Raw genomic sequence first — 26,680 nt, 5'->3', positions numbered from 1 at the left:
AGGCTATGGAAACACGCATCCTTGCATCAAGACTCCCAGCTAAAACTGATAACGCAGACCGACACTGTAGCGTGGGCCGTTTTCATAAAACCCTACAGGTAGGCCATCGGAGGTGCGCTGATAAATAATTTCGTTGGTAAAGTTAACCGCCGTGGCAAACACGGTAAAGTTGTCAGTCAGAGTCCAATCGGCCGTAGCATCCCACTGGTCGTACTCATCGGTTGCCAACTGCGAGCCAGACGTTAAGCCACCATAAGATTCAGAGCGCATATTGTACGATACCCGCAAGCTGACAAAATCATTCTCGTAGTACACCGACGCATTGAACTGATCTTTGGAGTTACCAGGCAACTCTAACCGAGTGCCATCGTCATTGGCCGGCACTTCAGCATCGGTCCACGTGTAGTTGGCTAAAAAGCCAAACCCTAAACCTAAATCTTGCTGATACTGCAGCTCAATGCCCTGAATATCCGCGCCATTCGGGGCGTTGTAGGGGCGAGTCACATTGATCGTATCGCCATCAATCTGCTCGGGCTGGGTATCGGTAAAAACAAACGTGCTTAAGTCTTTATTAAAATAAGTTGCTGCCAGCAAGCTCGCCTCGGCAAAATACCACTCGGCGCCAAACTCAAATTGATCGGCCATGATCGGTTCAAGCTCAGGGTTACCTGCTGTTGCTGTGCCGCTGGTGGCGTTTATCACAATGTTGGAGCTTAAGTTTTGAAAGGTCGGTCGCGCCATCGCGCGCGAGGCGGCCGCCCGTAAGATAATATCGTCCCTCACATCATAAATCACATTCACGCTGGGTAAGGTATCGGTGTAACTGCGACTCACGGCCCCCAAGGTACCATCCATGTAAGCGTTAGACGTTTGATCCGTCTGCACCACCCGCACCCCAAAGTTACCCCGAAGGTTACCCGTCGAAAAATCAGCCTGCGCATAAGCGGCGGTAATTTCTTCGTTAATTTTGTAGTAAGCTCGTTGGTCTTCTGCGTAGGTCATCGCCCCGGCGTCGAGAATACTATCAATTTTTTGCGCCGCCAAATCGATATCCATGAGCGCGTACTGGGTCAAAGATCCAGCAGTAGCCGCCTCTGCGTGTAGCATAGGGCTAGGGCCCGACGACACATCCGCCAGGGTAATGGCATTGAGTGCTGCCACTTGATCGGCGATAGCGGCATTACCGGTATCAACACCGCCCACGTCGCGATTATTCTCGATCGTGTGGTCACGGAATTTAGCGCCTACCTTAACGGTCTCAATAAATCCCCACTCCACCTCAAAATCTAAATCCGCTTGGGCGTAGGTTTCGTCGTCCTCCATAATTCGAACCCAATCACGCAAATTGGCGGCATTTAAATGAAGGGCGCTGCCATCCAGCGGGTCAACATCAGGAAAGCTAAACTCGTTAGTGTTGGGACCAAAATTAATCGTCTCGCGGCTGTCGCCCTCAAACCAGTAGTTACGATCTTTGGTGCTCCCGCCCTCAGCGCTGGTTTTACCGGCTTGCATATGTAACACCCAGCCGTCGCCCGCGTATTCGGCGTCAAGGTCAAGCACTTCTGACTCAACAAACGCATCGCGTACAATAGGCTCGTCGGCAACGCCGATGCTATCGGGGTTTTCGATAGTGCCCCCTACCAATGCCTGACGACCATCGCTCGTGGGAATAAACACCGGATCGGTAACGGTGTCGCCATTGGGGATTTTGTAACCACCCACTACAAATAAGTAATTCTGATTAGAGTTGTCCATATCCATATCAGACTTAACGTAGTTAAGTGCAATATCCCACGCATCCGTTGGGCGAAACTGCAGTGTTACATTAGCTGTGTCACGCTCGCGGTCTTGATTGAAAATGGCCGAGCCACCGCCCCAAGGCACGTAGACATCCTCGTAGGTGGCGCCGTTTTGATCGGTAACGGTATAAAGGTCGTTAGTGGGGAAAACCTCTAAACCGTCGCGGCGCATAGTGCGAGTTTGGCTATTAAACGACGCCAACACACCAAAAGTTTCGGAGTCGTTTTTCCAACTAATTAGGCCCGACAGCTGCGGGTCCCACTCATCAGGCAAATCGCTATAGACGCCCTCGGCGGAGACATTAATGGTCAACGGGTCCAAGTCCATTGGGCGACGGGTACGAACATTAACCATACCGCCAATACTGCCTTCGTCGTGACGTGCCTCGAGGCTTTTGTACACTTCAAGCGACGACACCAACTCCGAAGCCAGAATCGAGTAATTAAACCCACGGCTCGGGTTATCGTTCGCCCACCAGTAAGCGGACGAGACATTTTGACCGTTCATTAACGTTCGGTTAAGTGTACTATCGGTACCGCGCACAAAAATATCCCGGCCCTCACCCCAAATGCGATCTACCGATACGCCGGGTATACGCTGCAGTGAATCGGCTACGTTTTTATCCGGGAACTTGCCGATATCTTCTGAGCTAATAGCGTCGACAATAGAGGTAGCATCGCGCTTAACATCAAGCGATTGAGCTAAACTGCCGCGAATACCCGTTACCGTCACTTCTTCCAATGGTGGTTCCGAGATTTGTGCCGAGGCTTGGGCGCTTAACAGCGGAAGACCGATAGAAAGGGCAAAAACAGACAAAGCAAGCGGCTTTTTACGCGCCTGCAACTGGAAACCTCTGGGATGTTGCATAATGTGAACTCCGCATTCTATTGTTATGTCAAGTGGCACTTTTTTACCGTGCTCCTTAAGTAAACGCCAATGCGGTAGAAACCCCGACAAGTTTTCTAGACCGAAAGTTCTAAGAAGGTAGCCTGCTAACACTACCGATCAGCGTTAGGCGTATTAACGCCCAATCGGCTATTATTATTTAAGAGGCTCAAGGGACAAAAAAAAAGCGAACCAGTTGGTTCGCCTTTTTTACAACACATAGCCGTATCTATTACTCCACAAACACTCGTGCATTGCGGAACAAGCGCAACCAAGCGCCGTCTTCTTGCCAGTCATCTGGATGCCATGAGTTGCTCACTGTGCGAAACACTCGCTCTGGGTGCGGCATCATAATAGTGGCGCGACCGTCTTGGCTGGTCACACTGGTTATACCATTCGGTGAGCCGTTGGGGTTAGCCGGGTACGTCTCGGTCACATTTAAGCTGTTATCCAGGTAACGCATGGATACCAAACCGCTGTTGTCGCAGCTGTTTAAAGCGGCGCCATCGACAAACTCGGCGCGACCTTCGCCGTGAGCCACAGCAACTGGCAGATGCGAGCCGGCCATGCCTTTAAACAACACTGACGGCGACTCTTGAATTTGCACCAGCGAGAAACGCGCCTCAAACTGCTCGGATAAGTTACGCACAAAACGCGGCCAATGTTCGGCGCCCGGAATCAGGCCTTTTAAGTTCGACATCATCTGGCAACCGTTACACACCCCTAAACTGAAAGTGTCACCGCGATGGAAGAACTGCTCAAACTGATCGCGCACTTGCGAATTAAACAATACCGTTTTCGCCCAGCCTTCACCGGCGCCCAGCACGTCACCGTAAGAAAAACCGCCACAGCTGACTAGGCCTTTAAAGTCTTCTAGACTCGTGCGGCCCGCCAGTAGATCGCTCATGTGTACATCGACGGCGCTAAAACCGGCGCGGTCAAACGCCGCGCCCATTTCTACATGGCCGTTAACGCCCTGCTCGCGCAGTACCGCGATACGCGGTTTACTGCCGGTGTTAATAAAAGGCGCGGCAACATCTTCATTAGCGTCAAAACTGAGGTTAACCGACAACCCCTGATCGTTGGCCATTAACGCATCAAACTCTTGCTGGGCACACTCGGGATTATCCCGCAGCGACTGCATTTGATAGCTGGTTTCGCTCCACAAGCTTTGCAAAATTACGCGGGACTGATCAAATACCAATTCGCCTGCCTGCGAAATACGCAGCCAGTCGTCTTCGTTAAGGGTGCCTATTTTGTGGCTACACCCGGCCACGCCGGCTTGCGCATAAAGCGCCAGGACTTGCTCGGTGTGTTCGCGTTTAACTTGCAGCACAGCGCCTAGCTCTTCGTTGAACAAGGCGGTTAACGGACAATCGCCTAAGCCATCAATGTCGATATCGACACCGCAGTGGCCGGCAAAAGCCATCTCGGCCAAGGTGGTAAATAAACCGCCGTCAGAACGATCGTGATACGCTAATACCCAGCCCTCGGCCAACGCTTTTTGAGTTGCCTCAAAAAAGCCTTTCAATTGCGCGGCATCGTTTACATCAGCAGGGGTGTCGCCCAAACTGTTGTAGGTTTGCGCCAAAATCGAGCCGCCCAAACGGTTTTTACCCGCGCCTAAGTCGATCAGCAATAAGTCGGTTAGGCCTTTGTCGGTGCGCAGCTGCGGTGTAACGGCCAAGCGTACATCGGTCACCGGTGTAAACGCGGTGATCACCAACGACAGCGGCGCGGTCACGGCTTTGTCTTTGCCGCCGTCCTGCCATGCGGTGCGCATCGACATAGAGTCTTTGCCCACGGGAATTGTTAAACCTAGCGCGGGGCAAAGCTCCATACCCACCGCCTCAACGGTGCGATAGAGTTTTTCATCCTCGCCTTTATGACCGGCAGCGCACATCCAGTTGGCCGATAGCTTGATGTCTTTAATATCGGCTATAGGAGCACAGGCAATGTTGGTTAACGCTTCACCAATGGCCATGCGGCCAGAAGCCGGCGCGTCCAACAGCGCAAGTGGCGTGCGCTCGCCGATGCTCATGGCTTCGCCTTTGGTCGAATCATAACTAACGGTGGTAATGGCGCAATCGGCAACGGGTACCTGCCAAGGGCCAACCATTTGATCGCGGGCCACCTGACCGGTGACCGAGCGATCGCCGATGGTAATCAAAAAGCTTTTGCTGGCCACACTTGGGTGCTTAAGCACGCGTTCGGCCGCTTCGTTAATATGGATATCGCCGGTGGCGAATGAATCAGTGGTGGGCGTGTAACGGCTCGCCTCGCGATGCATTTTGGGCGCCTTGCCAAACAACAACGACATAGGCAAATCAACGGGCTTAGCATCAAAGTGAGTGTCGTTAACCACCAGTTGTTTTTCGCTGGTGGCTTCACCCACGACGGCGTAAGGGCAGCGCTCGCGCTCGCACAAAGATTCAAAGCGGGCGAGGTCTTCGGGCTTAATGGCAAGCACATAGCGCTCTTGGGATTCGTTACACCAAATGGCCAAGGGGCTCATGCTAGGTTCGTCGTTAGGCACGTTGCGCAGCTCAAATTTACCGCCACCGCATTCGCCATCTTTTACCAGTTCGGGAAAGGCGTTCGACAAACCACCGGCACCCACATCGTGAATAAAGGCAATGGGGTTTTGTCCGCCCTGCTGCCAGCAGCGATCGATCACCTCTTGACAGCGGCGTTCGATCTCAGGGTTTTGCCGCTGCACCGAGGCAAAATCTAAGTCTTCGGATGAGCTCCCAGAGTCCATCGATGAAGCGGCGCCACCGCCTAAACCAATCAACATAGCCGGACCACCCAGTACCACTAACTTACAGCCGGCGGCAAACGGTGGCTTCTCGACATGTTCGGTGCGAATATTGCCGTAGCCACCGGCCAACATAATCGGCTTGTGGTAACCGCGACGCTCGCCGTCATGATCTTCTTCAAAGGTGCGAAAATAACCGCAAATATTGGGGCGGCCAAACTCGTTATTAAAGGCGGCGCCGCCAATGGGACCGTCGAGCATAATGTCCAGCGCGCTGCAGATTCGCTCGGGCTTGCCGTAATCCTGCTCCCACGGCTGAATATAAGAGGGAATATTCAGGTTTGACACAGCAAAGCCGGTTAAACCCACTTTAGGCTTAGAACCTCGCCCGACTGCGCCCTCATCGCGAATCTCGCCACCGGCCCCGGTGCCAGCCCCGGCAAACGGAGAGATCGCCGTGGGGTGGTTGTGGGTCTCGACCTTCATCAATAAGTTGATGGCCTCGGATGAGTAGCGGTACTCGCCGGTGTCGGGGTCGGGGTAAAAGCGACCGGCCTCGGGGCCGGCAATCACCGCGGCATTATCGGAGTAGGCCGACAACACGTTCTCGCCACCCAGCTCGTTGGTATTTTTGATCATCTTAAACAAGCTTAACGGCTGATCTTCGCCGTCTAGCGTCCAAGAGGCATTAAAAATCTTATGGCGGCAGTGCTCGGAGTTGGCTTGGGCAAACATCATTAACTCGACATCGACCGGGTTGCGCCCCAGCGCCTGAAAGTTTTCGACCAGATAATCAATTTCGTCGTCTGCCAGGGCCAAGCCCAGCTCGCGGTTGGCGTTAACCAAGGCCTCGCGCCCGCCCCCGAGGATATCGACACTGGTTTGCGGCGCGGGCTCGGCGTGATCAAATAAACCACCGGCCGCCTCTAGGCTGGTAAACACTGCCTCTACCATACGGTCGTGCAGCAATGCTTTTACCGCATCTCGCTCGGCGGCGTTAAACTCGCCTTGCACGTGGTAGCTAACCCCGCGCTCGATGCGGTTCACCTCAAACAAGCCGCTATTGTGAGCGATGTCGGTGGCCTTGGACGACCAGGGCGAAATGGTGCCCAAACGCGGCAACACCAAAAACAGCTCACCCTCATGTGAGACTTCATCCATGCGGGGGCCGTAGGTCAACAGCTGCGCCAGCACCTGCTGATCCTGTTCACTCAACGGCGCCGAGAGGTCGGCAAAGTGGGTAAACTCGGCCGCGACCGAGGTAATACCGGGCGCAACGGCCTGCAAATTGGCAAGCAACTTTTGTGAGCGAAACGGTGAAAGTGCCGGGGCACCGGGCAATATGAGCATAGTAGGCTGCAACCTCAAGCTTGCGGGGTTGGATGGATTGAGCGTCTTACCGCCTGACACTTCGATTCGGGCAAAGCCGATACAGCCGATGCGCCGGACTATGACGGTACTGAGAGGGCCGGTATTGTACTGCAATTGATCAGCCTTGGCAGCACTCGAGCGGCAAAAACTAATCGAATCCGGCCATCCATATTAATCGCTCACAGAGACCGTCAAATGGACGCCAACGCACAAATCGGTTATTATTTGAACAGCAAGATTGCCCTTCTATACAAGTTTCAGGTGGTACACCGGCGTAAGAATGGTTAAAATCGCGCGAAATTTGTGCGGCTGAGTGATTTTAGAGGGCCTCCTCGGGATCACGGCACCGACCACAGAACCGGCTAACGCCGGAAGGGTAGGCCTAATGTTGAGCAAACTCAGACACTACGCGCGGCAGCTGCCACGGCGCTTTTCGCTAAAGCGCACGCTGTTTGGCGTACTGTTGATTGGGCTTTGCGCCAGCTTGGTAACCAGCCGCCCTCCCACCATGCTAGAGCAAGTGCTTACCAACGGCACTTTGGTTGCCATTTCGCGCAACGGGCCCACCACCTACTACGAAGGGCCCAACGGCACCACCGGCTTTGAGTACGCATTACTGCAAGGCTTTGCCGACTCGCTCGGGGTCACCCTAGAGATCCGCGAGCAGGAGCACCTAGGAGCCATGCTCGATATGGTAACCGAAGGTGACGGTCAGCTGGCGGCCGCTGGCTTAACCATTACCCCTCAGCGTCAAACCCGCGTGCAGTTTACCTCGCCCTATTTAGAGGTCACGCAACAGCTGATTTATAACCGTGGTAAAGATAAACCCGAATCTATCGCTGACGTTACCGGCGGTGATTTACTGGTTATTGCCGGATCGTCCCATGTCGAGCGTTTACAGCAGCTCAAAGCCGACTACCCAGAGCTTAGCTGGCGCGAAGAGCCCAACCTAGAAATGATTGACCTTCTGGAGATGGTGCACCGCGGCGAAGTGGACTACGCCATCGTTGACTCCAACGCCTACCATATTAACGCCCAAACATTCCCTCGTGCGCGCCTTGCCTTTGATGTAGGAGAGCCCGAAACCCTCGGCTGGGCCTTTCCTCAGCGCGCCGACACCAGTCTATACGACCGCGCTCAAGCCTATTTAGCGCGCATTGAAAATGACGGCATACTCGACTCACTTGTTGCCGAATTTTTCAGTAACGATGACCCGGTCAGTACCGGGGGGGCGCTCCTGTTTACCCATCGCCTAGAAAAACGCCTACCCCAATGGCAGGGGCTGATGCAGAAGGTTGGGGATGAGGTCGGGTTAAGCTGGCAACTATTGGCCGCCATGAGCTATCAAGAGTCTCACTGGAACCCAGACGCACGCTCTCACACCGGTGTGCGAGGCCTGATGATGCTAACTCGCGTAACCGCCAAAGAGCTGGGTGTAAAAAACCGCCTCGACCCCGAGCAAAGCATGCGCGGCGGGGCTACCTACTTAAAAGATTTATACACCCGTCTGCCCGAGCGTATCCAAGACCCAGACCGTACCCTATTAGCGCTGGCGGCCTACAATACCGGCATGGGCCATTTAGAAGATGCGCGGGTGCTAACTCAGCGCCACGGTGGCAACCCGGACAAATGGGAGGACGTGGAAAAGTACCTGCCACTACTGGCCAAACGTAAATACTACCGCACCGTAAAGCACGGCTACGCCCGTGGCTGGGAGCCAGTGCACTACGTGAATAATATTTTGCGCTTTCGCGATATTATTGCTTGGCACGACCAGCAAGAGCAGCGCCGCCTGGCTATGGCTACCAGCGCCGACACCAATACCGATGATACCTCCGAGCCAAAAGCAGAGCGTAACGACAACGGCATTATGCCGATGTCGGTGCTATAGTCGCACCACCTGACAACGTTTTTCAGCCCGCCACCAAACATGGCCTCCGCAACTGATCAGCGAGAGACACATCTGCGTCAATCAACCATTGAACAGCGATTGACAGCGACCTCCGTGAAGGTAACACTCTAAAAACAGCCTTAATGATAGGAGATTTGAATGATTACCTACCTTTACTGGGCCGCCGTTATCGCGCTGGCCATGGTATTGCTAGTCGGCCTGGGTAAATACAATTTTTGGAAAGCCGCACTAATCAGCGCAATCGCGGTTTTATTGGTCGGCTGGGCGGCGTATTACTTTCACTTTCAGCAAGTGTTTGTCAAAAAATACGGCGGCGTTATGAGTGTCACCGTCCCGGACGGGCAGCAACATATTGCCGCCACCTGGAAGGATGAAAATCTTTGGATCGAGAACTACGACCCTAAGACCAACACTTGCCATTTTAACGAATACTCGAAAGGCAATGTGTTGCAAGGTAAAGTTAAAATTAAAAACTGCAATCCGATACGAGGCAACAATGCCGCCGGCGCAATCGCCCCTGTGGCTCAGCGTACCAGCGCCGCCAGCCAACCTGCCAGGCAATAAAAGCATTAGGCGTCAGCGTCATTACGACGTTGACGCTGTTGTTTTTTCTCTTCTCGGCGACGCCTAAAAAACTCACTTAACTGTTGCTGACAGGCCTCACGTTCAACACCTGCGGTAACCTGAATCGAATGGTTAAAATACGGCGCATCAAGCAGCTGCGCCTGACTTTCGACGACCCCCGCTTTAGGCTCGGTGGTGCCGTACACCAACCGCCCTACCCGCGCATGCACCATAGCGCCAACACACATGGTACAAGGCTCTAAAGTCACATAAAGCGTGCAGTCGTTCAGACGGTAATTGTTAACTTGCCGGGCCGCTTCACGCAGCGCCATCATCTCGGCATGGGCCGTGGGATCGCAACCACCGATCGGACGGTTATAACCTCGCCCGATGACCTGCCCTTGCTGAACGACCACAGCGCCCACTGGCACTTCGTTATTATCGGCGGCTTTCTCGGCAAGCTCGCGAGCCATCGCCATCCACTGCGCATCTTCGCTACTAGCAACGATCTTCTCCGTGCCGCCACCGGCCAAGCGGTCAGCCTCGGCGGCGCTCATGGGGGCCACAAAGGCAAAGCGCGCCAATGTCTCGCCATCGCGCTCAATGGTCTCGGTAAACATAGTAAGGGGACGCACCCACCACGAGAAATCGCCGTACAGGCAGCGATACACCACTAAAGGCTCGCGAGTTTCACTGTGAGTAGCTATACGATAGACATAATACTCGCCACCTTTATAGTGGCGGTAGAGGCCGGGGCTAATTTGCATAAAAGCTCTCTGCATGTCAAAACGGCCATTATACGACGATTCCCATTTGGTAATAAATGTGCCGAATTAACCGGAGCGAGCAAGGGCGTGTAGCAATAACCAGCGCAACAAGCGCTTCTTAGGTTCTGGCGCCAACATCAGTCGCATTAACCATTAATACCTTACAATTGCGCAAGTAATTGATTGTGGTTTTGAAAGTTTAGTCCGCAGCGACGAATAAAATCGGCAATCTCGTCCATTCCTTGCTCGACATCAGGTTGAGCTTTAGTGGGCGCATCTTGTAAAGCGGGGAAAATGCCGTAACCGGCCAATAAACAGGCCCAAGATTTAGCTTGATAACTTACCCCAAGCTTTTGGGCCTCCATCTCTTCTGCAAAGTTTTTACTATGGGTCCACAAGTATAAAATAGCTTTTAGTCGATCAGGCAACTGTGTATTGGCCGCATTATCGCGCCAATACTGTGTGTCGGTTCTTTGATTCGCTTTATAGTGCGCGACAATATAATCCCTTATGCCCTCAAACTTATTGTTGATAACCTGGTTAAAGGCCTTTTCATACTGATTACTAAACTGCCCTTTCTCGAAGTGGTCGAAAAAGTGTTTTATTGTCTCATAGCAGAGCGCTAACGCTGTTGCTTCTAGGGGCTCGATAAACCCTTGAGACAGACCGACCGCCAAGCAGTTTTTAGCCCAGTGCTTATCTACTCGGCCAATACTCATCCTTAAGTGTCTGGCCTCTACGTCGCTATCGAGCAACCCTAAGTGCTCCCTTAACTCCTGCTCGGCTCGATCGGGCATAATATAATCAGAGCTAAACACGTAACCATTGCCATAGCGGTTAGTTAATGGGATCTGCCAGGCCCAGCCATTAGACAAAGCCGTAGAACGGGTTGCGGGGGTAACCACATCCGGTATTGTGGTAGGTATCACTACCGCAGAGTCGTTAAACAAGTTTTCTCGATAACTCTTAAAAGACACTTTTAGTGCATCTTGCAGTAGTAAAGATCGGGCACCGGAACAATCGACAAAAAAATCGGCCTCTATCAACGAGTCATCGTCCAGCCTGAGCGAGCCCACCGCACCATCCTCATCAAGCAAAACCTCTGTGACGGTGCCATTAATTCTATGTAAGCCTTTAGCAACGGCCCTTTCAGCTAAAAACTCTCCCAATAGTCCTGAGTCAAAGTGGTAGCCATAAAGGACCGAAAAAGGAAAGCTCTCAGCGGCCAAAGGCCCGAGATTATGGCGCGCTAAATAGGACTCCAAAAAATAATTATCCGGATGAGCCGGTGCTTCGATGCCCTGCATACGAGCTTTAATATTGTGAAAAAACGAAGGAACAGTCAGCTCGTCAACCTGGGCAGGGAAAGGATGAAAATAGCTGTTATAGCCGGGCACATGTGACCATTCAGAAAAATAAATGCCATTTTTGTAGGTCGCATTGCAACAAGACATCCACTCTGACTCTTTAACACCAATCGAGTCGAAAAAAAGCTTTAAATGCGGAGTCGAACCTTCCCCGACCCCAACAATACCTATATCGCTTGATTCGAGCAGGCTCACCTGAACATCACCCCAGCGGGCCACCAGCATATTCGCCGCCATCCAGCCAGCAGTACCTCCGCCGACAATCAGTATTTTTTTAGGTTTTCTCATAATTAAATCTTTATTGATGTGCAGCAGGCCACCCGAGCAGCCGCTATAATTTTAACTTATCGCCGAATTGCTGCCTCAGCGTGTTGACGTCATCAGCAGATAGATCCCCCAGCAAATGCAAATGTTGCTTGGGGATATACGCAGCAGGATCCTCTACTTGTTTAAACACATAATGATCAAACATACTACGCCACGCGTTACGCTGTTTTTGATTTAAGTTGCGCATAGCCAGCAACGCGATATTCAAACTATCAAGTGGACTAGGTGGCGTTTCGCCCTTGAGTGAAGAGGCGTTCCACCAACAGTTCATTAACGCATTTACCTTCGCCAACGACTCCACATGATGCCACCATAACAGCGGAATAAAAATGGCATCGCCCGGCTCCAATTCAGCACAGTACGCGTTGGCCAGTGCCGTTTTAAAGCGCGGATAGCGGTCATAGTCAGGCGCATCGAGATTCACAAGGCTAGTCGGCGCGCCAGCGGGCGTGTAGTTCAGGGAGCCCGGGTATAAATTGGCCGTTTGTTCGGGGGGAAACAATATAAAACGGCGACGGCCAGCCACCACACACGCCATGTTATCTGCACCGTCGTAATGGGCACTGACTATGCCCTCGTTACCAATCCACAACCGAGGCTCTACCCCTTTAAAAAAATCGGAACAATTCTGATCTGTAAAACCTGGCAGAAGGCTACTGGGAAGAGCGTTTTGCATAGAAATAGCGGGATACACCTCGCGATCTATAAGCTCTAAAAGCCGACCTAAAAATAAATCTACCCGCTCCTCTCCGGCAATATAGTTAACACCGGCCATATCGTCGCTGTAGTAAAACCGTTTATTGGCGTTGGGCGGCGCCACAAAAATTCGGGCCTTCCCGCCAGAATAGAACTGACATAAATAGTTTGCAAAAGCCAAAGAAGACTGTTTGGCGGCGTTTACCACCGGCCAACACTTAGCAAAATCGCGAATAACGACAGGTCGCTGCTCGGGTGCAACATCTGAAAAAAACTCATCGGCCGACAAGTCTCGATATTCAGGAATTTTCTTATACGCCGTCATATATTACCTGCGTTTACCGCCATTTCACTTAAAGTTTGTTGCGCAGTTCTGCCGAATAAAGTCATCGTGCATAGGCATAGACTCGACTGCATCTTTTATATTTTTTGCGTTATCCTGCAGCATCCGCGAAATATTAACACTATCAAATGCATCCATTAGCGGATGATATTTTTCGGGCCGGATATTCATTCCCTCAAAAATAGAAACCCAGCTGTCACCACTAAAAAACTGGCTAGGGCTGTGATCAACCTGACCTCGACTACGAAACGACTGTATTTTTTCGCGTAGCGATTCAGGCACCGGCATATTTTTGCACCAACGCCAAAACTCGGTATCAGCGCGACCTGCAGTACAGTAATGCAGAATAATAAAATCGCGAACCTCACGATAATCGGCATCTATTTTTTTATTAAACGCTTGTTCATTGCACGAGTCAAAATCAGCATCAGGAAAGTGCTTAATAAAATGGACAAGAGATTTATACACCAAATGAATCGCAGTCGACTCCAACGGTTCTAAAAACCCCGAAGATAGCCCTAAAGCCAAACAGTTATTGTGCCATAATTTTTTTCGTTTTCCGGTAGTGAAAGGGATAACTCTTGGTTTCCCCAGAAGCTTTCCACCCACCACCTCTAGCAAAGTATCTGTGGCCTCTTCGTCCGAGCAGTATCGACTTGAAAACACATAACCGTTACCGGTACGATGCTGCAGGGGGATTTTCCACGTCCAACCGAAGTCGCGCGCAGTCGCTACTGTATAAGGGGCAAGACTAGCGGTGTTTTCGGTTTGCACCGTCACCGCACGGTTGCACGGCAAGTATTCCCCCCAATCCTCGTACCCGACGTTTAACGCATCTTGAATCAACAGTCCTTTAAACCCAGTGCAATCAATATAAAAATCACTTTCAATGAGGGAGCCGTCATTTAGCTCTAGAGATGTTATGAAATTTCGTTCATCAACCAGAGCTTTATCAACAGTAGCCTCGATCCTTTTTACACCTCTCGCTTGCGAGAGCTCACGTAAAAAACACGATACCGCTATCGCATCCAGGTGTAGCGCATAGCTGTAACTATTTAAAACCCAGCTATCTGATTGCTGCGGGCGTAGCATAAAGCGTTGTGACTCCGCCATTATTGCCGCTGGCGCATGATCGGCTAAACGAGTGGCACCGCCATCAGCACAAGATTTCAGCCAAGCCTGATAAAAATCAAATCCATTAACCTCGTGCCCAACGCGGCCAAACGGATGGAAAAAGTGCTTTCCCGGCGTTAGCCAATCATCAAAACGAATCCCCAATTTAAAACTGGCAGATGTAGCCACCATAAACTCTTGCAAATTAATTTGGCAAGCGCGCAAAAAATCCATTATTGAGGGCACGGTAGACTCACCCACGCCAATCGTGGCAATGTCTGGCGACTCCACCACGGTGATTTTAATGTCGGCTTTTTGCAATACAGTAGACAGCAGGCTGGCCGCCATCCAACCGGTAGTACCTCCACCAACAATACAGATGGATTTTATAGGGTTAGCCATAAACTTACACTCACCAAAGACATACGCTACAAATACTCCATAATCGCATATAACGGATCAAAAAAAAACGCGCCGCATTACTGCGGCGCGCTCTTCAGGTTACCTTCGGCTAATTTTACGTAAAACGATTAAAAGGTTGCCCGAAGGCTTAGCGAGTAAATACGATCAGTCATAAAGCTAAGCGCATCCGTTTTGTCGCCTTCTTGATTAAATTGGTACTCAGTTTGAGTTTCCGTACCTAGCAGGTTGCTACCTTCGATACCGATCTTCAAGTTATCGTTGATCGTGTAGTAAAGACTAGCATCCATCATTCCCTGATCTTTCACATAAGCAGGAACATAATCTTCAGATTCACGCAAGGTCAGCAAGTATTCCGAGCGCCATGTGTAAGCCAAGCGGAACGAGATATCCTCGTACTCATACATGCCCACAATGTTCATGTTTTCATCTGAGTACCCAGGCAATGGCAAGTCACTAAAAACTCGGAAAGTGTTCCGTTCATCTAACACTTGCTCACCCGCGGCATTAAAACGCGTGCTAGGTGGTGCCGCACTGGTCGGGTCTTCCAAACCATCCTGATCAATGTAAGTGTAGTTAAACTGCAGACCTAAACCACTCCAGGCACCCGGCAGCATGTCGTAAAACTGCGAGTAGGAGAACTCGACACCACGGATGGTACCTGAGCCGGTATTGTCTGGCCCATAAGCCGATACCACATCAGTGCCACCATCGTGCTCAACATCTAAGTCAAACTGACGGTTACGAATAATGTTATCAAGCTCTTTGTGGAACAAGCCAACCGTGAGCGAGCCCGCTGGAGCAAAGTACCATTCAGCGGTCAAATCGAGATTAATAGACTCCTCTGGCTCTAGGTATGGATTACTGGCCGAGGCATTTAGAGAAACACTATCGATACCAATAACGGGGTTGGTAGCTTCATCTTGTGGCAAGCTTTCGTCTTGCAACTTAGAGTCTACATCTAGGCTGACAATTGCACGGTTACGGGTATCGAGTAAGTTAGGGAAGTACAACCCTTTAGAGGCCCCAAAACGCACAACAATATCTTCGGTAACCCCCAAGCTTAAGTTTAAACTTGGTAGCACAGTATCATAATCAGTGCCTTCAACAGTACTTAAGAAGGACTCTCCACTGGCCAGATCATAAACACTTTTGTACTCTTGCTCTAAAAACTCGGCCGTTTGTGCACTACCGCGGCTAGTCTCTGGCGGCAACACCAAAAAGCCCGTCGACTCTAATTGATAACTAACGTAGCGCAACCCCACATTACCTTTAAGGGGCATCGCCATATTGTCAAACTCAAAGTCGCCACGTACGTAAAATTCGGTACGCTCTTCATTAGTGGTATTTACGTCGTGCTCACCAAATGGGCTACCGGCGGAAATACGACCTTCCATCTCAGAGTATGGAATAGCACAACCACCCGTACCATCTGCGGCATTACCCGCGGAGTCGCCCTCGGTCGACCATCCTTCGGCACAACCCTGCCCCAAACTTTGCGGGTAGTTTTTTACTAAATCTAAACGTGGGAACAAGAATGTTTGCAAGTCACCCTGAATCACCTCGCCGCCATAGTAATCAGACATGTCCATCTCGTCGTACAACTCGGGGTGAGTCGCTGCAGCCGATTGTACGCGCTGCTCGGCAACCCAAGGTGTTGAGATGGGCGACCAGCCGGCGTATTCGGTATCACGCACTGTTAGGTCTTTGTCTGAGTAGTATGCCCCTGCCTTAACCGCCGTAAAAATACCATCAAACGCGTACTCGGCATCGATTTGGAAGCTGTCAGCTTTGGCCGTGTTATGCTCTTCCTGCTGCATGCCCGAACCAAGAAAGATATCTGGCTGGGTTTTCTCTTCATCAATAAAGCCTTTAAAGTCAGCATCACTTAAAAACTCGATCGTCGGATGATCGCCGCGCAAATCTAGGTAAGCGGGCAGCAAGTTGCCCACCTGATCGCCGCGAGTTTGCCCCGACATACTGTAGTTATGCACCAGCTTTTCAGAGTCGATGTGCTGGTAATCCAGCTCTACAGTTAAGCGGTCATTAGGGGTTAGCTTTACGTTGAACGAGGTATCTTCAACGGTGTTTTCGTTGTAGTTGTAACGGGTAATATAGAGTAACGGTACCTCTGCGTTAACACCTAAGCCAACACCCGAGGTTAAAAAGCCATTATCATCAAACGTTCGCGGACGCCCTTCTTCTGACTCATCCACCCAATCGTGCGAGCTGGCCATAAAGCTTTTAAAGCCCTGCGCAGCTTGACCAATACGACGTTCGTTCCACTCAAGAGAAGCCTTGGAGTTAATATGTTCTAGGGTAACCTGAACAGTTTCATCTTTGTTGGCCCATTGCAACGAGGTGGTAAAACCTTGACGCTCGCGATCATTCTCGGCAGTACTAATATGATATTGAGAAGGTGTATACCAGGTTACCCCTTCTTCTTGACCAGAAATCGATGTGCCTTCATAGGGGGCGTCTTCAGCGGTGTATTGCTTGCCATCCGGAAAACCTAAATTGTCACAATTACGCCAATCGCTAGCGTCCGGAACACAAGGTTCAGAGTAACTTCCGGGGGTAATCCCCACCTGAGGAGTGCCCCACTCGTCATACACAACGGTCGAATCAACACCACGCGATTGGAAGTTACCCAAGCCAACACCGTCACCACGGGTTTTAAACTCCGAGTAAGAGCCAGCCAGCAAAAAACCAAAGCGGCCCACGTCGGTTTCCCAGCTGTCAGAGAACAATGCCGAGAACGATGGCGTGACCTCTTCACGGAAATCGCCGTAGTTTGCTTTGGCGTTTAATGAGATCAAACGCTCGTCCGAGTCAAACGGTTTGCGGGTAATTAAATTGACCGTACCGGCAATACCACCAGAGATTAAGTCTGCCGTCTGGTTTTTAACCACCTCGACAGCGCCCAGCAATTCCGCGGGGAAATCTTCGTAGTTTAAGCCACCATAAGGGTTAGCACTGAAGGCGTCGCGACCGTTCACCTCTGAGCGCACCCGATCCAAGCCGCGCACCAACACACCAGTGCCTTCGTCGGCGTAGTGCTTAGGATCATCAGATGAGGCAAAACGCTCGATGGTGACACCGGGAACGCGCTGCAGCGCTTCGGTCACACTTTTATCGGGCAGTGCGCCAATGTCTGAGGCGGTAATAACATCTTTAACGGTATCGGCGTAACGCTTCATATCTTGCGCGTTCTCGATACTAACGCGCATACCGCGTACCACCACTTCCTCGACCAACTCTGGAGAGTCCGCGCCTTGGTCTTGCGCTACTGCTGGCATCATCGCCCCAGTCGCCGCCGCACAGACTGCAATGCTTAATAGTTTTTTATGAAATTGCATAGCCACCTAACCCCTAGTGAAATAATTTTTTTGATAATAGAAGCGACCGGTTTCGTCGACCTAGCGCTTGCCTGAGCACATACCCACCCCAAACCGGGCTCGTATAAGCACTCAAGCGCGACTTCTATCGGTAAAGCGCGCCGAAAATGTTATTAACTATCATAATTTCAGCAAAACTCAGATACTAGTTTTACCTCGACATGGACAACGTTGTCAAGCCTTTGCGACAAGTGTCTCATTTAGGGTAATTATCACAAGATTAAGCTCACTAATGATTGACTTGTTTTTCAAGCAGTTATGGGAATTAAACGGACAATATCTCTATGCATCTCATCAGTTGCGCGATCTCTTCAGTAAGGGCTACGCGCGCAAATACAGGGCCATCACTTTTGCCCACGTTCAAGGCAGATGATAGTTGCTACCACAATAAGGTGGTTTAAATCACACCATCTTTACGCAATAGCGCCAGCGCCTCGGGGGTAACCCCCAATAAATCCTGTAAAATCGTCGCGGTATGACTGCCAACCTCGCCGCCCGGCCAGTCTGTACAACCGGGCGTGTCAGCCAACCGCGGCACCATAGCGGGAATATCCAGCGGCTTACCGTTGATATCAACCCGCTCAAACAAACCGCGAGACTTAAAATGCTCGTCACTAAACATGTCCGCAACACTGTAAATTGGCCCCGATGGAACGCGCGCAGTGTCCAGTTCAGACAATATCTCATCGCTGTCTTTACCCGCGCACCAACTCGCGAGTACGCGATCAATCTCTTCCTCACACTGCACCCGCCCGCTGTTATCGGCCATACGTGGGTCCGCTGCCATATCCGGGCGGCCGGCAGCGGTCATTAAACGCTGAAAGATAGAATCACCGTTGCCGCCGACAACGACGTATTTACCATCAAAACAACGGTAGGTATTGGTGGGCACAATACCCGTCACGGTGCTGCCCGAGGGCTCGCGCACGATCCCGGCACCGGAGTACTCGGGGATCACCGCCTCCATTAAATTAAACATGGATTCGTACAAGGCCACGTCGACTACCTGGCCCGCCCCGGCACTATGATTCGCCCGCCCGAGCAGCGCCAATACAATACCAAACGCTGCATGCAGCCCAGCAATAGAATCGCCGATACTTAAATTGGGCCTCACCGGCGCCTCGCCTGGGTGGCCATTCACGTACCGAAACCCGCTAATGCCCTCACAAACAGACGCAAAGCCGGGCCGTGACGCATAGGGGCCGGTTTGGCCATAGCCGGATATTCGTGTGTAAACCAAAGCAGGGTTCAGGGCTTTTATCTGCTCAGGCCCCAACCCCCACGATTCCATAACGCCGGGACGAAAGTTCTCGATGATCACGTCAGCATTGGTCATTAGCTCTGCGGCCAGCTCGCGGCCGCGCTCTGATTTTAAATCGAGGGTTATACTTTTTTTGTTGCGGCCGATGCTGCGCCACCAAAACGAGGTGCCGTTTTCTACCGCGCGCCAACCGCGAATCGGATCACCCTTACCCGGCGGCTCGACTTTAATTACCTCGGCGCCAAAGTACGCCAGCAGGCAACCCGCAAAGGGGCCGGCAATTAGCTGACCAAACTCAATAACCCGGATGCCCGCCAAAGGGCGAGCGTCAGATTGACTCATGCATGTTCCTTGTTGTGTTTGTTATGGTCTTGCCAATAGCGGCCCGCGCGGGTAAGTGAATCGTTACGGCGTCAGAACAATCTTACCGATATGACGGCTGGACTCCATTAGTTCGTGCGCGGCAGCCGCCTCGGCCAACGGAAACTCGGCGGCTATTAACGGCTTTATGCTACCGGCATTTAATAACGGCCAAACCCGCTGCTCAAGCTCGCGCGCCAGGGCCGCTTTGGCATCGCTTGAGCGCGCCCGTAAAGTGGACCCCGTCAGCGTCAGACGCTTGAGCATAACCGACACAAAATCCAACTCGACTTTGCTACCAGACAAATAGGCGATATTAACAATGCGCCCATCGACCGCCGCAGCTTTAATATTGCGGGCAATATAATCGCCACCCACCATATCGAGAATCACATCGGCGCCGCCCTCGGCTTTTACCCGCGCGACAAAATCCTCGGTGCGATAATTAATGGCCAAATCGGCGCCCAGTTGTTGTGCCGCCTGGCATTTTTCATCGCTACCGGCAGTACACAGTACCCGCGCGCCGAATGCTTTGGCCAACATAATGGCCGTGGTGCCGATGCCGCTGGTACCACCGTGCAGCAACAAAGTTTCACCGGCTTTTAATGCGCCGCGCTGAAACACATTGTGCCAAACGGTAAAAAACGTCTCGGGCAACGCGGCCGCCTGCACCGGGCTAAAACCTTGGGGGATAGGCAGCACCTGCCCTGCGGGCGCCACACAGTATTCGGCGTAACCACCGCCATTTACCAGCGCACACACCTGATCACCAACCTGCCAACGGCTCACCTCAGCGCCGCACGCTACCACCGTGCCCGCAACTTCTAGCCCCGGTAAGGGCGAAGCGTCCTCAGGTGGCGGGTACAAGCCTTGACGCTGCATTACATCGGGGCGGTTTACCCCGGCCGCCGCCACGTTAATAAGCACCTCTTGGGCGCGTGGGCACGGGCAGGCGACAGACTGCAACCGCAACTGCTGTTCGACAATAGCCTGCGCTTTAATAGAACTTGGTAAACTCATAACATCCTTAATAGTGTGCTCACTAGGGCGCGAGTCGCTCAATGTGCCACTCACCCGCGTCCGTTAAGCGGTAACGAAAACTATCGTGCAAACGGTGCGCACCGCCTTGCCAAAACTCCACCTCGGTAGGCACAACACGATAACCGCCCCAATGGGGCGGCAGGGGTATAGGTTGATCCGCGTAACGCTCGTTTAACTCGTTAAACTCCGCCATTAACGCATCGCGCGACTCAATCACCTCGCTCTGCTGCGAGGCTAATGCCGCCAACTGACTCTCTCGGGGACGGGAGGCAAAGTAGGCCTCAGCATCGGCCTGCCCCAACACCTCGACCCGCCCAGCCACTTTCACCTGTCGATCTAGAGGGTGCCAGGGGAACAATAGGCTGGCCAAGTGACTGTGCGCCAGCTCGCCGCCTTTGCGGCTCGCACGATTGGTGTAAAACACAAAGCCGAGTTCGTCTAAACGCTTGAGCAGTACGATGCGCTGCGATGGCTGCCCACTTTCAGCAACCGTGGCGAGCACCATGGCTGTGGGGTCGCCTAGGCCGGCCTCTACCGCCTCATCAAACCAATGCCGAAACTGTGCCAGCGGATCGCCAGCTAAATCGGTGCGACGCAAACCACCGCGAGTATACTCGCGGCGCATTTGCTCTAATTTTTGCTGCTGTTCAGAGTCTTGATTCATGACTGACGTACCCGATCTATCCGTTGTTGATGGAGCGGTATTATACGCGCCGAGCCTCGATAAAGTTTAACCGATGGTTTTGCCAAAAAAATACCCACATCTCTCAATGTGGGTATTTTCGCGGTGGCAATAACGTCAAACAGGCTAGGCGTTAATGGCGGCCTGCACTTGGGCGCCATAGTCGGCGTCGCAGCGGCTAATCAAAGCCACCATCCGCTCTTGTACCGAGGCATCGGCCTGGCTTAAGCCGCCGGCAATATTACCCACCAGTTGCTGTTTTTGATCGTCACTCATCAAGCGGTACAAATCACCCGCTTGCGTGTAGTGATCGTCGTCCGAGGTATCGTAGCGAGTGGCCGCCGCGCCCGACAAAGCCAGTGGCGGCTCAGGTACGTGATTACTTACATCAGGCGCTCCTTCGGCCGCGCGATCGTTGGGGTAAAAGTTCGCCCCGGAGCCCTGCACGCTGCCACTGTGATAAGGACAACCCGCCATTTGACCATCGCGCTGATAATTATTCACCGGGCAACGCGGACTATTAACCGGCAACTGATTATGATTTACACCCACCCGGTAGCGGTGCGCGTCTTGGTAGGCCAACAAGCGCGCCTGCAACATTTTATCCGGTGAAGCACCAACCCCCGGCACCAAGTTACTCGGCGCAAACGCCGCTTGCTCAGTCTCGGCAAAATAGTTTTCGACGTTGCGGTTAAGCTCCAGCGTGCCGACTTCTTGCAACGGAAAATCCTTGTGGGGCCAGACCTTGGTCAAATCAAACGGGTTAATGTGATAACTCGCCGCTTGCTCGTCGGTCATAATTTGCAGCTTCACCGCCCAACTTGGGTAATCCCCCTTATCAATCGCCTCGACTAAATCTTGCTGCGCGCCAAACGACGGCAACGTCATGGCTTCATCGTCGGTTAAGGTTTTAATCCCTTGGTTGGATTTAAAGTGCCACTTGACCCAAACCCGCTCGCCAGCCGCGTTCCAAAAACTCAGGGTGTGCGAGCTAAAGCCGTGCATATGACGGTAACTGGCGGGAATCCCCCGGTCGCTCATTAATATCGTCATTTGATGCAGCGCCTGAGGGTGATTGGCCCAAAACTCAAATATCGCCTGGGGGTCTGGCAAGTTGGTGCGCGGGTTTTTCTTTTGCGAGTGAATAAAGTCGGGAAACTTAATCGGGTCGCGCAAAAAGAATACCGGCGTGTTATTGCCCACCACATCAAAGTTGCCCTGTTTGGTGTAAAACTTAACGGCAAAGCCGCGCGGGTCACGGGCATAATCGCTAGAGTCCTGACCACCCCCAACAGTAGAGAAGCGCAAAAACACCTCGGTCTGTTCACCGGCGGTCTGCAAAAAGTCGGCTATGGTGTGATCTTTTAAGCTTTCTTTTAACGTAAAAGTACCATAAGCGCCTGTACCGCGGGCGTGCACAACCCGCTCTGGGATGCGCTCGCGGTTAAAGTGCGCGAGTTTTTCAAAAAGGTAATGGTTGTCAAAAGTAAGCGGGCCGCGCTCGCCGGCGCTGATACTGTTATTGTCGTCGGTAACGGGCGCACCGGCCGAGGTGGTTAACGTGGTTTTAGTCATAGCTGCGTCTTCCTTACGAGGTTTAGTCTGTAACACGCTGAATCCGGTTAAAAGTTTAGACTCAACACTATGGTTCCACTATAAACAACCAAGAACACTAGCTAAAATTAATTAACTGAATCGATCAAATAGAATTAAGTTATCGCAAGACTGAACCAAAAGGCCAATAGCCGCTCTATAATTGAACAGTACTGGACGAAGTGTGGTTTCACAGGTACAAATGGCTTCCGCACGACGGCCAGCGCCCGTATAATTGGCGCTTATTTCTACAAAACTGAGGTGTCATGAGCCAGCCCCAAAAACCTGTAGGTGTTCTTCTCGCCGGCGGCCTAGCACGCCGTATGGGTGGTGGCGACAAATGCCTGCTGCCTCTGGGTGACAAAACGCTGCTGGCTCGCAGTGTCGAGCGTTCGCGCGACCAAGTAAGCCAACTGCTCTTAAGCGCCAACGGCAACGCTTTGCGCTTTGCACGCACCAAGCTGCCGGTGGTGCCCGATATATTTGCCGACAACCCCGGCCCCATGGCTGGTATCCACGCGGCCATGAGCTGGATGATAGAGCACGACAGCCGTAATGAATGGCTTGCCAGCTTTGCCTGCGATACGCCGTTCTTCCCCACCGACTTAGTGGCGCAACTCAGCGCGGCCCGCCTTGATGAATCGCAAGTAGTGGTGGCAAGTTCCGGCGGGCGAATGCAGCCAGTATTTGCCCTTTGGCACAAAAGTCTATTACCCGACTTGGCCGCCACGCTCGGCACTGGTGGCGATATCCCATGGTTGCAACACTGGATTGCCGAGCGCCCCCACGACGTTGTCGAATTCGCCTGCGAAGCCTGCGACCCTTTTTTAAACATCAACGCCCCTGCCGATTTGTATCACGCACAAGACCTACTCAGTAAAATCGGCTAGCGGCTTGTTCAGCGACAAGCCCGGCGCTTTTTGCTATACTGCGGCGCTTTATTGAGCAACCTCTTTTTTTGAGCAACCAAAGAAACGGCGCCCTATAGATAATGGCTAACTTGCTAAGACAAACTGCGACAATCACTCCACCATAGGCATATGCCCACCTAGCCGGCCAATCAACGAGTTAAGCATTAACCGTCTGATGCGGCGTTATTGACACCCTTTGATCACCTGATTTTCATACGCAACACTCTACGCTGTGCGGCAAGCGTGTCTGAACGCTGCCTAGCACTGACTGACTGGATACCTACAACATGATGAACCATCTGCGCCAACACTGGCTTGGCAATATTCGCGGCGACGTACTCTCGGGCACGGTTGTGGCGCTCGCGCTAATCCCCGAGGCGATCGCCTTTTCTATTATTGCCGGCGTCGATCCTAAAGTCGGCCTCTACGCCTCTTTTTGTATCGCCTTTGTCACCGCTTTTACCGGTGGCCGCCCGGCAATGATCAGCGCCGCGACGGGCGCCATGGCACTGCTGATGGTTACCTTGGTTAAAGACCACGGCTTACAGTATTTATTGGCCGCCTCGGTATTGTGTGGGGTGTTTCAGATTATTGCCGGGGTCTTTAAGCTCGGCGGGCTGATGCGCTTTGTCTCCCGCTCGGTGGTAACGGGCTTTGTTAATGCCTTGGCGATTTTAATTTTTCTTGCGCAGCTACCCGAAATCACCGGCAACAATGCCACGCTGTCAGTATTTGCGTTATTAGCGGCAGGCCTCGGTATTATTTATTTGTTTCCCTATATTACCCGCGCGGTGCCCTCGCCGCTGGTGTGCATTGTCAGCCTAACCGTCGTCGCCATTTATTTTGGCATTGATGTTCGCACCGTAGGCGACATGGGCGAGCTACCCGACAGCCTGCCGGTATTTTTACTGCCCGATATTCCGCTTAACTTTGAAACACTGCAAATCATTTTCCCTTACGCCATCACCATGGCCGTAGTGGGCCTGTTAGAGTCGATGATGACCGCCACCATCGTCGACGATTTAACCGACACCGAGAGCAATAAAAACCGCGAATGTGTCGGCCAAGGTACCGCCAACATAGCCTCGGGCTTTCTAGGCGGCATGGCCGGTTGCGCCATGATCGGGCAATCAGTGATCAACGTTAAGTCCGGCGGCCGCACCCGTTTATCCACCTTAATTGCCGGCGTGTTTTTGCTCATTTTAGTCGTCTTTTTAGGCGATTGGGTGGCGCGCATCCCCATGGCCGCCCTGGTGGCGGTGATGATTATGGTGTCTATTGGTACCTTTAGCTGGTCGTCCGTCGCGGCGCTGCGCACCAATCCCAAAAGCTCGTCGATAGTGATGGTCAGCACGGTGGCCGTCGTGGTCGCCACCCATAATCTGGCGCTGGGCGTATTACTGGGGGTACTACTTAGCGCCCTGTTTTTTGCCCGCAAGGTGGGCGATATTCTTTATATTGGCAGCACGGTCGACGACGCCGGCGAGCACCGCACCTACCAAGTAATTGGGCAAGTGTTCTTCACCTCGGCCGAGCAGTTTATCGCCGGCTTCGACTTCAAAGAAGCCGTGGATAAAGTTACCATCGACTTACACCGTGCTCACTTTTGGGACATTACCGCCATTAGCTCTCTCGACAAAGTCGTGCTCAAGTTTCGCCGCGACGGAACAGAGGTTGAGCTGATCGGTCTGAATGAAGCCAGCGCCACCTTAGTAGACCGTTTTGCCGTACACGATAAGCCCGAGGCAATCGACCAGTTAATGGGTCATTGACCGTCCGCTAGCGACGAAAAAGGATACACGTATGAACAATAAAGTGATCGCCTGCATCGACGATTCTCAATACGCTCAGGCCGTATGCGACTACGCCGCTTGGTCAGCAACGCAAATGGATGCGCCACTGAGCTTGCTCCATGTACTAGACGACATTCCCCGCAGTGCTGCGGGTAATTTAAGCGGCACTATCGGGCTCGGCTCGCAAGAGGCGCTGCTCGAAGAGCTTGCCAGCCTCGATGAAAAACGCAGCAAGATCGCCATGGAGCAGGGTAAGGTTATGCTGCACGCGGCGCGCGAGCGGGTTGCCAGCAATGGCATTGCCGAAGCCGAATCGCGCCAGCGCCATGGCGAGCTGCTAGACGCTCTCAAAGACCTCGAAGATGAAACCCGCATGCTGGTGGTAGGTAAACGCGGCGCCGATACCGCCAGCGCCCACGGCCACATTGGCAGCCACCTAGAGGGCATTATTCGCACCATGCACTGTCCGGTGCTTATTGCCCAGCAAAGCTTTAGCGCACCCAAACGCGTGATGATTGCCTTTGATGGCAGCGCCACCGCCTTTAAGGGCGTTGAGATGGTCGCCGCCAGCCCGCTGTTTAAAGGCATACCCTGTCACTTAGTGATGGCCGCCGCCGATACCGCCGACAACCGCGCGCCGCTTGATAAAGCCAAGGCGATTCTAAACACCGCCGGCTTTGATACCACCGCCACCCTGGTAACGGGCGACCCCGAGAAAGCCTTGTCTGACTATCAAGCGCAAGAGAACATCGACCTGCTGATTATGGGCGCCTACGGTCACTCGCGTATTCGTCACTTTATTGTCGGCTCCACCACCACCGCGATGATCTGCCGCACACGGGTATCACTACTGGTACTGCGCTAATGAATGCCCTCCACTCAGCGTGGCGCACACTCTGCGTCACGCAGTTTTTTGTCATGCTGGTCATCTACATCGGCTTCGGGGTTGCCAAAAACCCGGGCGCCGTAGTGGGCGACTTTAACGACTTACTCATGCACTTTAGTGGCTACGTAATCGCGGGAGTCTCCATCGGTTTTGCCTTCGGCCAGCGTTCGGTGATATGGCGCTTCGCGGTACTGTTTTTATTCTCCACCGGCATCGAGTGTATTCAATACACCCTACCTTGGCGCAGCTTTGATATGCGCGATATTGCCGCCAATACGATGGGGACTTTGTTGGGGTTGTTGCTTTGGTGGTTGGGGAGATTGGCTGTTAAACGCTAACCAAACCTCTAAGAGCCAGTTGCATGCTCATTTCGGCGTTTTGATTACTCTAGATTAAGTCGTTATTACTGTTCAAAAATCAAAGGTCGAGTAA

General features: G+C 52.4%; 17 protein-coding genes and 1 pseudogene. 6 read left to right on the top strand and 12 right to left on the bottom strand.

Features of this window, described 5'->3' with window-relative positions; all coding sequences use genetic code 11:
* Positions 1–39: 39 nt before the first annotated feature.
* Positions 40–2,667, bottom strand: coding sequence for a TonB-dependent receptor (locus AACY82_RS09495; protein ID WP_339616556.1), 2,628 nt, complete (start codon positions 2,665–2,667; stop codon positions 40–42).
* A 250-nt stretch (positions 2,668–2,917) separates the two neighbouring features.
* Complete coding sequence (purL, locus tag AACY82_RS09490; protein ID WP_339616589.1) at positions 2,918–6,793, bottom strand: phosphoribosylformylglycinamidine synthase; 3,876 nt, start codon at positions 6,791–6,793, stop codon at positions 2,918–2,920.
* Between the two features lie 406 nt (positions 6,794–7,199).
* Between purL and mltF the strand changes: the two genes are divergently transcribed.
* Together mltF and AACY82_RS09480 are read left to right on the top strand one after the other, a co-directional pair.
* Positions 7,200–8,705: a membrane-bound lytic murein transglycosylase MltF gene (mltF, locus tag AACY82_RS09485; protein ID WP_339616555.1), complete on the top strand. Its 1,506-nt coding sequence runs from the start codon at positions 7,200–7,202 to the stop codon at positions 8,703–8,705.
* A 159-nt stretch (positions 8,706–8,864) separates the two neighbouring features.
* Positions 8,865–9,290, top strand: coding sequence for a hypothetical protein (locus AACY82_RS09480; protein ID WP_339616554.1), 426 nt, complete (start codon positions 8,865–8,867; stop codon positions 9,288–9,290).
* Between the two features lie 5 nt (positions 9,291–9,295).
* On the opposite strand, the gene tadA is transcribed toward AACY82_RS09480, so the two are convergent.
* The 10 genes and pseudogenes from tadA to AACY82_RS09430 all read right to left on the bottom strand — a co-directional run bounded on the left by tadA (position 9,296) and on the right by AACY82_RS09430 (position 22,640).
* Positions 9,296–9,847, bottom strand: coding sequence for a tRNA adenosine(34) deaminase TadA (gene tadA / locus AACY82_RS09475; protein WP_339616588.1), 552 nt, complete (start codon positions 9,845–9,847; stop codon positions 9,296–9,298).
* Positions 9,848–9,862: 15 nt separating this feature from the next.
* Positions 9,863–10,057 (bottom strand): annotated as a pseudogene (locus AACY82_RS09470) (DUF1653 domain-containing protein); the annotation flags it as partial.
* 161 nt (positions 10,058–10,218) lie between these two features.
* Positions 10,219–11,712, bottom strand: coding sequence for a tryptophan halogenase family protein (locus tag AACY82_RS09465; RefSeq protein ID WP_339616553.1), 1,494 nt, complete (start codon positions 11,710–11,712; stop codon positions 10,219–10,221).
* A gap of 43 nt (positions 11,713–11,755) precedes the next feature.
* Positions 11,756–12,772, bottom strand: coding sequence for a cupin-like domain-containing protein (locus AACY82_RS09460; protein WP_339616552.1), 1,017 nt, complete (start codon positions 12,770–12,772; stop codon positions 11,756–11,758).
* Positions 12,773–12,796: 24 nt separating this feature from the next.
* Positions 12,797–14,305 (bottom strand): tryptophan halogenase family protein, encoded by a 1,509-nt coding sequence (locus AACY82_RS09455; RefSeq protein WP_339616551.1) that lies wholly within the window; start codon positions 14,303–14,305, stop codon positions 12,797–12,799.
* 128 nt (positions 14,306–14,433) lie between these two features.
* Positions 14,434–17,682, bottom strand: a complete 3,249-nt coding sequence (locus AACY82_RS09450; RefSeq protein ID WP_339616550.1) for a TonB-dependent receptor — start codon at positions 17,680–17,682, stop codon at positions 14,434–14,436.
* A gap of 436 nt (positions 17,683–18,118) precedes the next feature.
* The gene (locus tag AACY82_RS09445; RefSeq protein ID WP_339616549.1) at positions 18,119–19,324 is read right to left on the bottom strand and encodes a CoA transferase; all 1,206 of its coding nucleotides are present in this window, start codon (positions 19,322–19,324) and stop codon (positions 18,119–18,121) included.
* Between the two features lie 63 nt (positions 19,325–19,387).
* Positions 19,388–20,362 carry an NAD(P)H-quinone oxidoreductase gene (locus AACY82_RS09440; protein ID WP_339616548.1) on the bottom strand — a complete coding sequence of 325 codons (975 nt, stop codon included), beginning with the start codon at positions 20,360–20,362 and terminating at the stop codon, positions 19,388–19,390.
* 22 nt (positions 20,363–20,384) lie between these two features.
* Positions 20,385–21,047 carry a pyridoxamine 5'-phosphate oxidase gene (gene pdxH / locus AACY82_RS09435; RefSeq protein ID WP_339616547.1) on the bottom strand — a complete coding sequence of 221 codons (663 nt, stop codon included), beginning with the start codon at positions 21,045–21,047 and terminating at the stop codon, positions 20,385–20,387.
* A 144-nt stretch (positions 21,048–21,191) separates the two neighbouring features.
* Positions 21,192–22,640 (bottom strand): catalase, encoded by a 1,449-nt coding sequence (locus AACY82_RS09430; RefSeq protein WP_339616546.1) that lies wholly within the window; start codon positions 22,638–22,640, stop codon positions 21,192–21,194.
* Between the two features lie 284 nt (positions 22,641–22,924).
* Here AACY82_RS09430 and mobA point away from each other — a divergent pair, with 284 nt between their 5' ends.
* The 4 genes from mobA to AACY82_RS09410 all read left to right on the top strand — a co-directional run bounded on the left by mobA (position 22,925) and on the right by AACY82_RS09410 (position 26,586).
* A complete protein-coding gene (gene mobA / locus AACY82_RS09425; protein WP_339616545.1) occupies positions 22,925–23,548 on the top strand; it encodes a molybdenum cofactor guanylyltransferase MobA in 624 nt (207 codons plus the stop codon).
* A gap of 308 nt (positions 23,549–23,856) precedes the next feature.
* Entirely contained in the window at positions 23,857–25,341 is a 1,485-nt protein-coding gene (locus AACY82_RS09420) for a SulP family inorganic anion transporter (protein WP_339616544.1), read from the top strand.
* Between the two features lie 31 nt (positions 25,342–25,372).
* On the top strand, positions 25,373–26,227 hold the full coding sequence (locus AACY82_RS09415; RefSeq protein ID WP_339616543.1) for a universal stress protein: 855 nt from the start codon (positions 25,373–25,375) through the stop codon (positions 26,225–26,227).
* On the top strand, positions 26,227–26,586 hold the full coding sequence (locus AACY82_RS09410; protein ID WP_339616542.1) for a VanZ family protein: 360 nt from the start codon (positions 26,227–26,229) through the stop codon (positions 26,584–26,586). Before AACY82_RS09415 ends, AACY82_RS09410 begins: the two co-directional genes overlap by 1 nt.
* The last annotated feature ends 94 nt before the right edge of the window (positions 26,587–26,680 follow it).

Source organism: uncultured Gilvimarinus sp. (genome assembly GCF_963972205.1).
Classification (GTDB): Bacteria; Pseudomonadota; Gammaproteobacteria; order Pseudomonadales; family Cellvibrionaceae; genus Gilvimarinus; species Gilvimarinus japonicus.
The sequence above is the reverse complement of the archived record's forward strand: the minus strand, read 5'-3'. Positions and strand labels throughout refer to the sequence as shown.